Source organism: uncultured Bacteroides sp. (assembly GCF_910586915.1).
Lineage (GTDB): Bacteria > Bacteroidota > Bacteroidia > Bacteroidales > Bacteroidaceae > Bacteroides.
In genome coordinates this window covers 34,942-49,480 of sequence record NZ_CAJULN010000021.1, presented here as the reverse complement: position 1 = coordinate 49,480, position 14,539 = coordinate 34,942, and the positions used below count along the sequence as shown (strand labels likewise).

Sequence of the window (14,539 nt, the reverse complement as noted above, 5' to 3'; positions counted from 1 at the left end):
GAAAGGAACCGGGGGGCTTTTCTGGTTTGTACAACCCTGCCGGGAAATAAGGATAAGAGCACACTTTTATTGCTTTATTTTACTATTCCTATTTCTTATTTTGTTTCGTCTTTAAAAATATTTATATTTGCGCATAGGTTTACTCTAAGGAAACTATTGATAATAACATAATTAAAAAACAGAATCAGATGAAGCAGGACATGATTGTTATTCTTGATTTAGGTAGTCATGAAAATACGGTATTGGCTCGTGCTATCCGTGCATTAGGAGTTTATAGTGAAATTTATCCCCACGACATTACAGTGGAAGAATTAAAAGCATTGCCAAATGTGAAAGGCATCATAATCAACGGTGGTCCCAATAATGTTATTGACGGTGTTGCTATTGATGTAAATCCGGACATATATGCACAGGGAATCCCTGTTATGGCAGCAGGCCACGACAAAGCGGCTTGTGCAGTAAAACTGGCGGGATTTACAGATGATATTGAAGCCATTAAAGATGCTGTGAAATCGTTTGTTTTCGACACTTGCAAGGCAGAAGCTAACTGGAATATGACTAATTTTGTTAACGACCAGATAGAGTTGATTAAGCGTCAGGTAGGTGATAAGAAAGTATTGTTGGCATTATCCGGCGGAGTTGACAGTTCGGTGGTTGCTGCATTGCTTCTAAAAGCGATTGGTGATAATTTGGTGTGTGTACACGTGAATCATGGCTTGATGCGTAAAGGTGAGTCGGAAGATGTAGTTGAAGTCTTTAGAAATCAGTTGAAAGCAAATTTGATTTATGTAGATGTAACAGAACGCTTCTTGAATAAGTTGGCAGGTGTAGAAGATCCCGAACAGAAACGTAAAATCATTGGTGGCGAATTTATTCGTGTGTTTGAAGAAGAAGCGCGCAAGTTGGACGGCATTGATTTCTTAGGTCAAGGCACTATTTATCCGGATATCGTGGAAAGCGGAACAAAGACTGCCAAAATGGTGAAGTCTCATCACAACGTAGGTGGCTTGCCCGAAGATCTTCAATTCCAGTTGGTAGAGCCATTGCGTCAATTATTCAAGGATGAGGTTCGTGCTTGCGGCTTGGAACTCGGTTTGCCTTATGAAATGGTTTACCGTCAGCCTTTTCCTGGTCCCGGTTTAGGTGTACGTTGTTTAGGAGCTATTACACGCGACCGTTTGGAAGCTGTACGTGAATCTGATGCTATTTTACGCGAAGAATTCCAAATAGCTGGATTAGATAAAAAGGTATGGCAATATTTTACGGTAGTACCCGATTTCAAATCCGTTGGTGTACGCGATAATGCCCGTTCTTTTGACTGGCCGGTCATTATTCGTGCTGTCAATACAGTAGATGCCATGACAGCTACTATCGAACCGATTGATTGGCCTATTTTAATGAAAATCACAGACCGCATTTTGAAAGAAGTAAAGAACGTAAATCGTGTCTGCTATGATATGTCGCCGAAACCCAATGCGACTATAGAGTGGGAATAGAAGTAAGGAGATATTAAAATATTCCTACAACTTTGGGATTAAACACGAAATTCACAGTTTTAACAAACAATACCTGTGAGTTTCGTGTCTTTTTATTTTAATTTGTGTGCATGGATAGTTCAATTTAAAATAATCTGTCCTATGCCTTCCAATCGTAGCATTAGTCTTCCAAAAATAGTTTTTGCACAGACTCTCGGATGCTTACGTTCAGCTTATCGGTTAGCGGAGAATTGCCTACGATTTAATTTTCCGTTGCCTACAGACTAACGGTCGGGATGCATAAATTTATTCGTCTGACTATAGTTGAACTTGCGTCTGACTGTAGTGTTTCTTTCGTCTGACTATAGTCAGACGAAACGGTCACTATAGTCAGACGAATAAATTTTAGTAAGAAAACCGACAGACATTCGCATGGCAACCGACAAGCCATCGCAGGAAAAAGATTAGTTTTATATAAGGCTCATGCGTGTGCATACAACGTTTTCGTTTCTGCCGTTTCCGTGAGAAATTCATAGTCAATGGTTAGCCTTCGATGGTTTTCCAACTATGAGAAAGTCCTTTCTACAATCCACCTTTTAGGTATGACACTGAATTTCTTTGGGTCTGATAACATCCGTCGGCAAGTATTTTGTTGAGTCTTGGAAATTTATAGGTTAGTTTTTCCAAAGTGGGCATAGCGCCTTTGCTGTCATGTATATTTGCCTCATGCACACGGATTGCCATTGGAAGGCACCGTTTACGGACTTTTCCCCAAGAGGAGAACATATTATGCGGGTTATTGATATGGATTTGATAACTTTTGATATAAATAAGAATGTCTGTTTCTGCGATATTCTGTTATCTGTGGCGGAAAAATCGTGTGGAATATTGGAACGAGGTGGCTTGCGAAGTTTTTAAAGAGGCATTGAATGAAGACTTGAAAAGCCGGAGCGGTTTGTCGTTTCCATTCAGTGGAGGAAATGGTTTGTTGTCTGTGGTGGATACAATAACCTCGGAGTGTAATTGAAGAAACGCCCTTTGAATTCCGACACGTTAAATGTCAAGTGGAAACGCCGTTTGGATAAACAAAATGTTTCAGCTTCTACGTTGGTTCGTGTTTCCGTTACCGATTTGGATTATCATACTGCGGTGGAATATTCCCAACCTTATAATCAGGAATATTTACGGGATAGTTTGTTTGCCTGTTATGCCGGTTATAGGTGCGAGGTGGAGATTGCGGGTTTTGCCCGGTACGCTTGGATTGGCAACTTGGGCATGATGGATTATCTGAAATTTTCTGTTCCCTTATTGTTTGTTTTGTTTTTGTGTATTTTGGACCATTTGTCGAAGCAGAGGGTTATAGACTTACTTCGAATGATATTACGGCTCTTCTATGGCCTAAAGGTAATGGAACGGCAAGTAAAGTTTATCAGTCCATTACCCGATTGAGAATTTCTTTGCAGCGTGTGTCGAATATGACTTTGGTCAACGAAGGTAGTGTCTATCGATTAAAAGTCGCCCATTTCATCGAAGAAAATTAAGATAACCCTGATGGGGAGAGAAAATCTGACAAAAGAAGAAAAATACCTTATTGTCAGACATAAAATGCTTAGCTTTATAAATTATTTGATAGCTTTGCGTCCATAGAATTAACAAATAATGATCATTTTAAAACAAATGGTACTATGAAAACAAAATTAATTATTGCCTGCTTTTTATTAATCACTACAGCATTTATTTACATTTATTCAGATTCGGAAAAAGCCGGATTAAGCACTTTGGCGTTGGCGAACATCGAAGCTTTGGCGGATTAAAAAATGTTTATGAAGAATTTATTATATGTTTTAATATTTTCCCTTTGTTCTATTCTTGTTCAGTACAACAGAAAACAGATGGAGGAATTAAGTTACAAGTAGCAGGGTTGAATAGTGATGTTTTACCTTCTGTAGATGAATTATTCTCATCTATACAAGTAATTCCCCTGGAAACGATGGATAGTTGTTTATTGATGAATGTAGAGAAAGTGGTACCTTGTAAAGATGGATATTTTGTTTTCGATAATTTGAAACCTGCTCTTTATCAGTTTGATGGGACAGGGAAATTTGTGAGAGAAATAGGTGGCAAGGGTAATGGACCGGGTGAGTTCCAGTTATTGGCTGATTTTATGATAGACGAAAAGAAGGGTAGAATAACTTTACTTAGTTCATACGGCTTCTTGTTGGAATATGATTGGTGTGGGAATTACATAGAGAAAATCATTCTTCCGGTGAAACCTAACTATTATTCGATAGCATTATTGAATAACGGACAAAATTTGGCGTTGTGGTCGTGTGTTAATATGGAAGAAAATGGGATTACCATTGTGGACTATTATAGTCATGCTTATGTGAACGGTTATTGGAATAATGACCGGATTTTGGATATGGGACTGATGCATCCTTTTTATTCCTATAATAAGAATGTTTATTTTGGTTCAGCTTATCAATCTCGGGTTTATCGGCTTGAATCGAATTCTTTGGAATACGAGTATTCTTGGGATTTTGGAACTGAAGGGATTGATGAGAAACTATTGGCGAGTTATGCTGCCATTGAAAAGACTGGCGAGAGAAACCGGAGACTATTGCAAGATTTGAACGATGGAATTTTGCCTTATAGCATGGAATGTCATGCGCAGAACAGTCGTTATTACTATGTGGCGTTGCGTAGTGGAGTTGGAATGCATCGTCCTTTCAAGAATGTTTTCTATGAAAAACAGACAGGTCGTTCTTTCGTTTTTGAGAAAATGAAAGAAGGCATTTCTGTCCAAACGCTATTTTTGGCAGAGGATTATTTACTGTCCGTTCTTCCTTACGAGGAAGTCTCACTCTATAAGGAACTTTTGGATGAAGATGAATATGCTAAAATATCGGATATGAAGGAGGATGATAATATGTGCTTAGTAAAGTTTGTTTTGAAATAAATTTATAATTAATGAAAGTAATTATATTATTTTTATATATAATTCTGCTTGCTTGTCTCTTTGGATGTAAGAGAGTAAATGTGATTGCTTCAACAATAATCAATTTTGGAAATTTTGAACAAGAACGACGTGATACTACTATATATTTGAAGAATGTAGGTGAAGAAAAATTATTTGTTTTGGATGTGATTGCATCTTGTGGATGTACTGTTGTGGAATATGACAAACATCCTGTCTCTTCTGGCGAATTAATGTGTGGGGCGGATTTATGAAGAATGGTATGTCGGTTTTATTCGTGCAAAATCTGTGCAAATGCCCTTATAAACAAAAAAGACAACCAAGAGTGGAAGCCTCCTAATTGCCTAATTTACAAGCCTTCCGGCTTAGTAGCGGGACCCGGGATTGAACCGGGGACCTCATGATTATGAATCATGCGCTCTAACCAGCTGAGCTATCCCGCCATTGTTTCTTGATTGCGGATGCAAAGATAGGTGTTTTTCCATAATCTCCAAAACAATTCTATGTTTTTTTTGTTTTTTCTTTGAAAAAGGTTTGCAGTTCTGCTATAAACGGAGAACTAAAAAACTAATAATGAAAGAATAATTAAATAAAGTGCCTGATTTATGCCGCTTATTCAGAAAAAGTATTTATCTTGGCACGCATAACAATAATTCGAGATAGCTATGAAAAAGGAAAAGATTCATTTGGAGTATTTATTGAATGCAACTTCTAAAAATATTCTTTGGGGAGCTATTAGTACACCTTCCGGATTGGAAGACTGGTTTGCTGATAAAGTAATTTCTGACGATAAGACCGTGGAGTTTCATTGGGGAAAGACAGAACAGAGAAAAGCCGAGATTACGGCTATTCGTGCTTTCTCTTTCATCCGTTTCCGTTGGCTGGATGATGAAAATGAGCGTGACTACTTCGAAATCAAGATGGCCTATAATGAACTGACAAGTGACTATGTATTAGAAATTACCGATTTTGCAGAGCCGGACGAGGTGGACGATATGAAAGAACTATGGGAGTCACAGGTAACTAAATTAAGAAGAACTTGTGGATTTTAGTTAACTTTCAACTAAAAATTTTCGATGCTCCTTTTTTTGTGCTAATTTTGCGTCTTAAATGCACGAACTTATTAAGATGCTACGCATAAAGAAATTAGATATATTTATTATAAAGAGCTTTTTTATGCTCTTTATAGGTACATTCTTCATTTGTCTGTTCATTTTCATGATGCAGTTCTTGTGGAGATATGTAGACGAATTGGTTGGAAAGGGATTAGAGATGAGCGTAATGGCTCAGTTCTTCTTTTATTCCGCATTGACATTGGTGCCAGTATCATTGCCGTTGGCTGTGTTACTGGCTTCTTTGATTACGTTCGGCAATTTCGGCGAGCGTTACGAACTGCTTGCCATGAAGGCTGCGGGTATTTCTCTTCTTAAAATCATGCGGCCGCTCATCTTCTTTGTGTGTGGAGTAGTCGGTGTTTCATTCTATTTTCAAAATGTAGTCGGTCCTATCGCCCAGGCTAAACTGGGAACCCTGCTTATTTCGATGAAGCAGAAATCTCCGGAACTGGATATTCCGGAGGGGGTGTTCTATTCCGAAATTAATGATTATAATCTGAAAGTTGCGAGGAAAGACCGGAAAACTGGTATGCTGTATGATGTTTTGATTTATGATTTGAAAGAAGGGTTTGAGAAAGCGCGTGTTATTTATGCCGACTCCGGGCGTTTGGAGATGACTGCGGACAAGCAACATCTTTGGCTGCATTTATACAGTGGCGACTTGTTTGAAAACCTGAAAGCACAGAGTATGAAATCTCAGAATGTGCCTTATCGGCGCGAGTCATTCAGGGAGAAGCATACGCTGATTGAGTTTGACTCTGATTTCAATATGGCGGACGAAAGCATTATGAGCAATACTTCCGGTGCAAAAAACATGACGATGCTGCAAACTTTTATCGATTCGATGAAAATAGTGGGAGACAGTATCGGAAGGCAGTATTACCGCGAAGTGGCTGAAGGAAACCTCCGTCCTTCTTACGGACTGAGTAAGGAGGATACGTTGAAAATAGAGCGGGCGGATATTCGGGAATATAATGTAGACAGTCTTTATGCTGCCGCATCGTTGACGCAGAAACAGAAAGTGATATCTTCTGCTACCAGCCGTGCTGAAAATATGTCCAGCGACCTTACTTTCAAGAAATTCACGATGGAAAACAACGACTATGCTATCCGCAAACATAAGACGGAGTGGCATAAAAAGATTACGATTTCCCTTTCTTGCCTGTTGTTCTTCTTTATTGGGGCGCCATTGGGCGGTATTATCCGTAAAGGCGGCCTGGGTATGCCGGTGATTGTTTCGGTATTAGTATTTATCATTTATTATATCATAGATAATTCGGGCTACAAAATGGCACGCGATGGTAAGTGGATTGTGTGGATGGGAATGTGGACAAGCAGCGCGGTACTTGCTCCGTTGGGTATTTTCCTTACTTACAAATCGAACAAAGACTCTGTGGTGTTGAATGCCGATGCCTATATCAATTGGTTTAAGAAAGTTGCCGGAATCCGTAGCGTACGTCATATATTCAAGAAAGAAGTCATTATTCACGACCCCGATTACGGGCGTATATCCGGAAAGTTGGAACTACTCACGGAGGAGTGCCGGAACTATGCCGCCTGCAATCAGTTGACGAAAGTTCCTAATTATTTCAAGTTATGGATGGCAGGCGAAGAAGACAACGAAGTGACGGCCATCAATGACAGGCTGGAGACATTGGTGGAAGAAATGTCCAATACGAAATCGGCAGCTTTGGTAGAGATGCTAAATAATTATCCGGTGATTCCCGTTTCGGCTCACGTGCGCCCGTTCCATATATATTGGCTGAATTTAGTTGCCGGGATAATTTTCCCTATCGGGCTGTTTTTCTATTTCCGCATTTGGATGTTCCGCATCCGTTTGTCGAAGGATATGGAGCGGATTATAAAGAATAACGAACAAGTTCAATTCATCATACAGAAAATTAATAAATAATTGTTATGGAAGAGATTAAAATGGATAGGATAGAAGACGCGATTGCCGACTTCAGAGAAGGCAAGTTTGTCATAGTAGTGGATGATGAAGACCGCGAGAATGAGGGTGACCTGATAATTGCTGCTGAAAAGATAACTCCCGAGAAAGTGAATTTTATGTTGAAACACGCACGCGGGGTACTGTGTGCGCCTGTTACGGTGTCACGATGCAAGGAGTTGGATTTGCCGCATCAGGTGACAGATAACACTTCTGTGTTGGGAACTCCCTTCACGGTTACCATCGATAAGTTGGAAGGCTGTTCTACCGGCGTGTCTGCTGCCGACCGCGCCGCTACCATCCAGGCTCTGGCCGACCCGGCTTCTACTCCGGCTACTTTCGGACGTCCGGGACACATCAATCCTCTTTATGCACAGGAAAAAGGAGTGCTTCGCCGTGCGGGGCACACCGAAGCTACGATTGATATGGCACGTTTGGCAGGACTTTATCCTGCAGGTGCTCTGATGGAGATAATGAGCGACGACGGCACGATGGCACGTCTGCCCGAACTCCGCAAGATGGCAGACGAATACGATTTGAAGCTGATTTCCATCCACGATTTGATTGCTTACCGCTTGAAGCAGGAATCAATTGTAGAAAAAGGAGTGGAGGTGAATATGCCTACCGAGCACGGAATGTTCCGTTTGATACCGTTCCGTCAGAAGTCGAACGGGCTGGAGCATATGGCCATATTTAAAGGTACATGGAATGAAGACGAGCCGATTTTAGTGCGTGTCCACTCCTCTTGCGCTACCGGCGACATACTTGGTTCGCAGCGTTGCGACTGCGGAGGCCAGTTGCACAAAGCAATGGAAACGATTGAAAAAGAGGGAAAGGGCGTAATCGTATATTTGAATCAGGAAGGACGCGGCATCGGTCTGATGGAGAAGATGAAGGCTTACAAACTACAGGAGGACGGAATGGACACTGTAGATGCGAACCTCTGCTTAGGACACCTTGCCGACGAACGAGACTATGGAGTAGGTGCGGAGATTCTGCGCGAATTGGGCGTACACAAGATGCGGCTGCTGACAAACAATCCCGTGAAGCGTGTCGGCCTGGAAGCCTATGGATTGGAAATTGTGGAAAACGTACCGGTTGAAACAGAACCCAATCCGTACAACGAACGCTATCTGAGAACGAAGAAAGAAAGAATGGGACATACTTTACATTTTAATAAGTAATTTCCCTGCTCGTTTTCATATATTAAATATTATAGCTTATTTTGCAACGTTTTTCACCCAATAACAATAAATATAGATACAAAATGAATCAATTATCCGATCGTTTGAACAGCTTGTCGCCCTCGGCGACGCTTGCCATGTCGCAGAAGAGCAACGAGCTTAAGGCACAAGGCATTGATGTTATTAACTTAAGTGTAGGAGAACCCGACTTCAATACTCCCGATCACATCAAGGAAGCTGCCAAGAAAGCCATAGACGATAACTTCTCCCGCTACTCTCCCGTACCGGGCTATCCGGCTTTACGCAATGCCATTGTCGAGAAACTGAGAAAAGAAAACGGTTTGGAGTATACCGCCGCCCAGATTTCTTGTGCAAACGGTGCAAAACAATCTGTATGCAACACGATCCTTGTATTGGTAAACCCGGGTGACGAAGTCATCGTTCCGGCTCCTTACTGGGTGAGTTATCCCGAAATGGTGAAGATGGCGGAAGGAACTCCCGTGATTGTTTCGGCAGGTATCGAACAGGACTTTAAGATTACTCCCGAACAGTTGGAAGCTGCCATCACCCCGAAGACGAAAGCCCTGATTCTTTGCTCGCCGTCCAACCCGACAGGTTCTGTATATACGAAGGAAGAGTTGGCAGGATTGACAGCCGTGCTCGTTAAGCACCCACACGTAATGGTTATTGCCGACGAAATCTACGAACATATTAACTATATCGGTGCACATCAGAGCATTGCCCAGTTCCCGGAGATGAAGGAACGTACGGTGATTGTGAACGGTGTGTCCAAGGCGTATGCCATGACAGGATGGAGAATCGGCTTCATTGCCGGGCCGGAATGGCTCGTGAAGGCTTGCAACAAACTGCAAGGCCAATACACTTCGGGTCCTTGTTCGGTTTCGCAGAAGGCTGCCGAAGCTGCCTATGTAGGTACGCAGGAACCGGTGAAGGAGATGCAGAAAGCATTCGAACGCCGTCGGGACCTGATTGTGAAGTTGGCAAAAGAGATTCCGGGCTTTGAGGTGAACGTTCCGCAGGGGGCTTTCTACCTGTTCCCGAAATGCGACGCTTTCTTCGGAAAGAGCAACGGCGACCGTACGATAGCCGATTCGGACGACTTGGCAATGTATCTGCTCGAAGAAGCTCACGTGGCTTGTGTAGGTGGTGCTTCATTTGGTGCCCCCGAATGTATCCGTATGAGTTATGCTACGAGCGATGAAAATATCGTAGAAGCCATTCGCCGCATCAAGGAAGCGCTGGCTAAGCTGAAATAGACAAGGAAACAAGATAAATAAGGACGGTGGATGATTAAGCGAAAATCATCCACCGTCTTTTTTTATACGGGAAACAGAAAGCGGCTATCGGTTGTTTATTCCCCGTAGGTGAGGTGGATAATCCTTTATAATCAGTAGGTTACAGCGCATATATATGCTGCGTGCAGGACATATGGATGCTGGACGTTGGACATATAGATGCTGCAAGTAGGATATATATGCCGTAGAAGTAGGGTATATATGCACTATAAATCGCATAAAAAAAGGCTGCCTTCGGTGTGGAAAGCAGCCTATACTTTTCGATATGATTGTATTATTCAGCCGGGTGAATAGCTTCAGACGGACAAACATCTGCGCAAGTTCCACACTCAGTACATACCTCCGGATTGATAGAATAGATATCACCTTCAGAGATAGCTTCTACCGGACACTCGTCGATACAAGTTCCGCAAGCAATACAATCGTCACTAATTACGTAAGCCATTTTCTTAAAATTTTAAATTATTAGTACTAATTTCTCTCGCAAAAATAAGTCTTTTATCAATTGGTTGTTGTGTTGCCTTGATTAATTTGGCTTAATTTGTACATCTTCTAAATAAGCAACCTTCCTGTTATGTGTTATATTTTTTGTATTTTTGCACACAATTTACTAATAATATAGCGATTATGCCTTTAAACTTGCCCGATAAACTACCTGCGATAGAGATATTGAAGGAAGAGAATATTTTCGTTATCGATGCATCCCGTGCCACGCAGCAGGACATTCGCCCGTTGCGTATTGTGGTTCTCAACCTGATGCCGTTGAAGATTACAACGGAAACAGACCTGGTGCGCCTGCTCTCGAACACACCGCTTCAGGTGGAGATTTCCTTTATGAAAATCAAGAGCCACACCTCCAAGAACACCCCGATAGAACACATGAAGGCGTTCTATACCGACTTCGACGAGATGCGCCACGAGAAGTACGACGGAATGATTATCACCGGCGCCCCGGTGGAACAGATGGACTTCGAGGAAGTGACGTATTGGGACGAGATAAAGGAGATTTTCGATTGGGCCCGCACTCATGTGACTTCCACCTTATACATCTGCTGGGCGGCGCAGGCGGGACTTTACCACCATTACGGCGTTCCCAAATATGCATTGGACAAGAAGATGTTCGGAATCTTCGAGCATCGCGTGATGGAACCTTATCATCCTATTTTCCGTGGTTTTGACGATTGCTTCTATGTGCCCCACAGCCGCCACACGGAAGTGCGCCGCGAAGACATTCTGAACGTGCCCGAACTGACGCTGCTCTCCGAATCGGAAGAGGCGGGTGTGTATATGGTGACGGCGCGCGGCGGGCGTGAGTTCTTCGTCACCGGACATTCGGAATACTCTCCCTTGACGCTGGATACCGAATACCGCCGTGATGTGGATAAAGGCCTCCCGATTGACATCCCCCGCAATTATTACGTAGACGATGACCCCGCCAAAGGACCGTTAGTGCGTTGGCGTGCTCATGCCAATCTGCTGTTCTCCAACTGGCTCAACTACTTTGTCTACCAGGAAACTCCTTACAACATTAACGACATTCAATGATAAAGCAACGTAAAATAGAGCTTCTCGCTCCGGCGAAGAACCTGGAGTGTGGTATCGAAGCCATCAATCATGGTGCGGACGCCGTGTATATCGGTGCTCCGAAATTCGGCGCGCGTGTTGCGGCGGTCAATTCGCTGGAGGATATAGAATCATTGGTGCGGTATGCCCATTTGTATAATGTGCGTATCTATGTCACCGTCAACACGATTCTCAAAGAAGAGGAACTGCAAGAGACGGAAGAGATGATTCACGCCCTCTACCGTATCGGCGTGGATGCCCTGATTGTGCAGGATATGGGGATTACGAAACTGAATCTTCCACCCATACCGCTTCATGCCAGCACGCAGATGGACAACCGTACGCCGGAGAAGGTGAAGTTTCTTTGGGAGACGGGTTTCCGCCAGGTGGTGTTGGCGCGGGAACTGTCGCTGCGCGAGATAAAGAAGATACACGACACCTGCCCCAATGTACCTTTGGAAGTGTTTGTGCACGGTGCGCTTTGCGTGAGTTATAGCGGGCAGTGCTACGTCAGCCAAGCCTGCTTCGGGCGTAGTGCGAACCGGGGCGAGTGCGCGCAGTTCTGTCGCCTGCCCTTTAGCCTGGTCGATTCGGACGGGAAGGTGATTGTGAAAGACAAGCACCTGCTTTCGCTGAAAGATATGAATCAGAGTGATGAACTGGAACGGTTGTTGGACGCGGGAGTCTCTTCGTTCAAGATAGAGGGACGGTTGAAGGATGCATCTTATGTAAAGAATGTGACGGCAGCCTATCGTCAGAAGCTGGATGCTCTCTTTGCACGCTGTCGGGAATACGTGCGCGCCTCTTCGGGCACGTGCCGTTACGAGTTCAAGCCGCAGTTGGACAAGAGTTTCAGTCGCGGGTTTACCCACTACTTTCTGCATGGGCGCGAGAAGGAAATCTTCTCTTTCGACACTCCCAAATCATTGGGTGAGGAGATGGGCACGGTGAAGGAGATTCGCGGCAACCATCTGACCGTTGCCGGACTGAAGTCTTTCAATAACGGCGACGGCGTTTGCTACATCGACGAGCAGGGACGTTTGCAGGGATTCCGCATCAACCGCGTGGATAGCAACAAACTGTATCCGCAGGAGATGCCCCGTATCAAGCCCCGCACCAAGCTGTACCGCAACTTCGACCAGGAATTCGAGCGTGTGTTGTCGCGCAAATCGGCTGAAAGGAAGATAGCCGTCGATGTGTTGCTTGCCGATCATGCATTCGGCTTTTCGTTGACATTGGCCGATGAGGACGACAACCGCATTACCCTGAGCCTTCCTCGCGAAAAGGAGTTGGCACGCACGCCGCAGGCGGAGAATCTGAGAACGCAGCTTGCCAAATTGGGGAATACGCCTTTTGAGGCGAAGGAGATAAAAGTCGCCTTTGCCGAGAACTGGTTCTTGCCCGCTTCCGTATTGGCCGACTTCCGCCGGCAGGCAACGGACAAACTGATGGCTGCCCGCCGGATAAACTACCGTCGGGAGCTGGCGGTGTGGAAGCCGACCCGTCACGCTTTTCCGCAATCGGCGTTGACTTACTTGGGAAATGTGATGAACAGCCGCGCAGCTTCTTTTTACGAAGAGCACGGCGTGCAGCGCATTGCCGCAGCCTACGAGAAGGAAGCGGCGGAAGATGCGGTGCTGATGTTCTGCAAGCATTGTCTGCGTTATAGCATGGGGTGGTGTCCGGTTCACCACCGGGTACGTTCGCCTTATAAAGAACCTTATTATCTGGTGTCGAACGACGGCAAGCGGTTCAGCCTTGAGTTCGATTGCAAGAACTGTCAGATGAAGGTAAGGGCGGCGCAATGAGAGAGATTCACCACAGAGTAACACGGAGTCTCACGGAGTTTTTCATACAAGGGGAAAAAGAACTCCGTGCTACTCTGTGCTACTCTGTGGTGAATCTGTTGTTGGCTTTGTGCCTTCTTTCGTCTTGCCATTATGCTTGTCCTGCGCTTTCTTCCGAAGGGTTGCCGCAGAAAACAAAAGACTCTCTGCGTTATCTTTATGAACGGCATTATACATGGAATACGAATCTGGAGTTGACGGAAGATTCCATTGCGTTGGAGTGCCTGCCCATCAAGGACACGTATGTCACTCTTTATCGGGGCGACCGCGTGGTGGTGGCGGAGTTTGCCGTGCGGCCTTCCGATGGTGCGGATAGTATTTGGGTGAAGTTGGCTCATACGCAAGACGCGCAGGGGTGGGTGTGCGAGCGGGCGTTGAAGCACTCTTTTGTTCCTGCCGACAGTATTTCGCAGGCCATCCATCTGTTCAGCAATACACACGCTTCCTATTGTGTGGTTGTCTTTGCGTTGTTTGTCGGTGTCTGGTTGCTCCGGACGTTCCGGCGGAAGCAGTTGCGTATGGTCTATTTTAATGATATCGACAGTGTTTATCCGTTGTTGCTCTGTCTGCTGATGGCGTTCAGTGCGACGGTGTACGAGACGATGCAGGTCTTTACACCGGATACATGGGAGCATTTTTACTTCAATCCCACCTTGTCGCCCTTCAGGGTTCCTCTTATTCTTTCGGTCTTTCTGCTGAGTATCTGGCTGTTTTTAATTGTAGCATTGGCGGTGCTCGACGATTTGTTCCGGCAGTTGGCTCCGGAGGCGGCTATCTTCTATCTGTTAGGGCTGATGTCTTGCTGCATCTTCTGCTATTTCTTCTTTATCCTGACGGTGCATTTCTATGTAGGCTATTTGTGCTTTGCCTTTTTTGTTTTCGTCTTTGCGAAGAAGGTGAGGCGGAATAGCAGCTATAAATATGTGTGCGGACGTTGTGGGGAGAAGCTGAAAGAGAAAGGTGTGTGCCCGCGGTGCGGGGCTGTCAATGAATAGTTTGCTTTGCACCACAGAGGACACAGCGTTCCACGGAGTCTTTTTGTTAGCTGTGGACTGCCATGAGCAGGAGTAACGATTCGCACCGGCTTACCATTAACAACTGACAACTCATAAAA

12 protein-coding genes and 1 tRNA gene are annotated in these 14,539 nt (G+C 44.4%); 11 read left to right on the top strand and 2 right to left on the bottom strand.

Annotated elements, in window-relative coordinates; all coding sequences use genetic code 11:
• Window positions 1-188: 188 nt before the first annotated feature.
• From guaA to QZ331_RS09125, 4 genes are all read left to right on the top strand, one after another.
• Window positions 189-1,496, top strand: a complete 1,308-nt coding sequence (gene guaA / locus QZ331_RS09140; RefSeq protein WP_294629601.1) for a glutamine-hydrolyzing GMP synthase — start codon at window positions 189-191, stop codon at window positions 1,494-1,496.
• A 1,664-nt stretch (window positions 1,497-3,160) separates the two neighbouring features.
• A complete protein-coding gene (locus tag QZ331_RS09135) occupies window positions 3,161-3,289 on the top strand; it encodes an NVEALA domain-containing protein (RefSeq protein ID WP_294629600.1) in 129 nt (42 codons plus the stop codon).
• Between the two features lie 107 nt (window positions 3,290-3,396).
• Window positions 3,397-4,434, top strand: a complete 1,038-nt coding sequence (locus QZ331_RS09130; protein WP_294629599.1) for a 6-bladed beta-propeller — start codon at window positions 3,397-3,399, stop codon at window positions 4,432-4,434.
• An 11-nt stretch (window positions 4,435-4,445) separates the two neighbouring features.
• A complete protein-coding gene (locus QZ331_RS09125) occupies window positions 4,446-4,706 on the top strand; it encodes a DUF1573 domain-containing protein (protein WP_294629598.1) in 261 nt (86 codons plus the stop codon).
• Window positions 4,707-4,821: 115 nt separating this feature from the next.
• Here QZ331_RS09125 and QZ331_RS09120 read toward each other — a convergent pair.
• Window positions 4,822-4,895: transfer RNA gene (locus QZ331_RS09120), tRNA-Met, on the bottom strand.
• 222 nt (window positions 4,896-5,117) lie between these two features.
• On the opposite strand from QZ331_RS09120, the gene QZ331_RS09115 reads away from it, so the two are divergent.
• From QZ331_RS09115 to QZ331_RS09100, 4 genes are all read left to right on the top strand, one after another.
• A complete protein-coding gene (locus QZ331_RS09115; protein WP_294629597.1) occupies window positions 5,118-5,504 on the top strand; it encodes an START-like domain-containing protein in 387 nt (128 codons plus the stop codon).
• Window positions 5,505-5,580: 76 nt separating this feature from the next.
• The gene (locus QZ331_RS09110; protein WP_294629596.1) at window positions 5,581-7,479 is read left to right on the top strand and encodes an LptF/LptG family permease; all 1,899 of its coding nucleotides are present in this window, start codon (window positions 5,581-5,583) and stop codon (window positions 7,477-7,479) included.
• Window positions 7,480-7,484: 5 nt separating this feature from the next.
• Entirely contained in the window at window positions 7,485-8,699 is a 1,215-nt protein-coding gene (locus tag QZ331_RS09105) for a bifunctional 3,4-dihydroxy-2-butanone-4-phosphate synthase/GTP cyclohydrolase II (RefSeq protein ID WP_294629595.1), read from the top strand.
• Between the two features lie 83 nt (window positions 8,700-8,782).
• Window positions 8,783-9,976, top strand: a complete 1,194-nt coding sequence (locus QZ331_RS09100; RefSeq protein ID WP_294629594.1) for a pyridoxal phosphate-dependent aminotransferase — start codon at window positions 8,783-8,785, stop codon at window positions 9,974-9,976.
• A gap of 313 nt (window positions 9,977-10,289) precedes the next feature.
• Here QZ331_RS09100 and QZ331_RS09095 read toward each other — a convergent pair whose 3' ends face one another.
• Window positions 10,290-10,460 (bottom strand): 4Fe-4S binding protein, encoded by a 171-nt coding sequence (locus QZ331_RS09095; protein ID WP_294629593.1) that lies wholly within the window; start codon window positions 10,458-10,460, stop codon window positions 10,290-10,292.
• Window positions 10,461-10,642: 182 nt separating this feature from the next.
• On the opposite strand from QZ331_RS09095, the gene metA reads away from it, so the two are divergent.
• Genes metA through QZ331_RS09080 form a run of 3 tightly spaced genes read left to right on the top strand, consistent with a single transcriptional unit; the run spans window position 10,643 to window position 14,420 of the window.
• Complete coding sequence (metA, locus tag QZ331_RS09090) at window positions 10,643-11,560, top strand: homoserine O-succinyltransferase (RefSeq protein ID WP_294629592.1); 918 nt, start codon at window positions 10,643-10,645, stop codon at window positions 11,558-11,560.
• On the top strand, window positions 11,557-13,386 hold the full coding sequence (locus tag QZ331_RS09085; protein ID WP_294629591.1) for a U32 family peptidase: 1,830 nt from the start codon (window positions 11,557-11,559) through the stop codon (window positions 13,384-13,386). Before metA ends, QZ331_RS09085 begins: the two co-directional genes overlap by 4 nt.
• The gene (locus QZ331_RS09080; protein ID WP_294629590.1) at window positions 13,383-14,420 is read left to right on the top strand and encodes a hypothetical protein; all 1,038 of its coding nucleotides are present in this window, start codon (window positions 13,383-13,385) and stop codon (window positions 14,418-14,420) included. The genes QZ331_RS09085 and QZ331_RS09080 overlap by 4 nt, the downstream gene beginning before the upstream one ends.
• Window positions 14,421-14,539 lie beyond the last annotated feature (119 nt).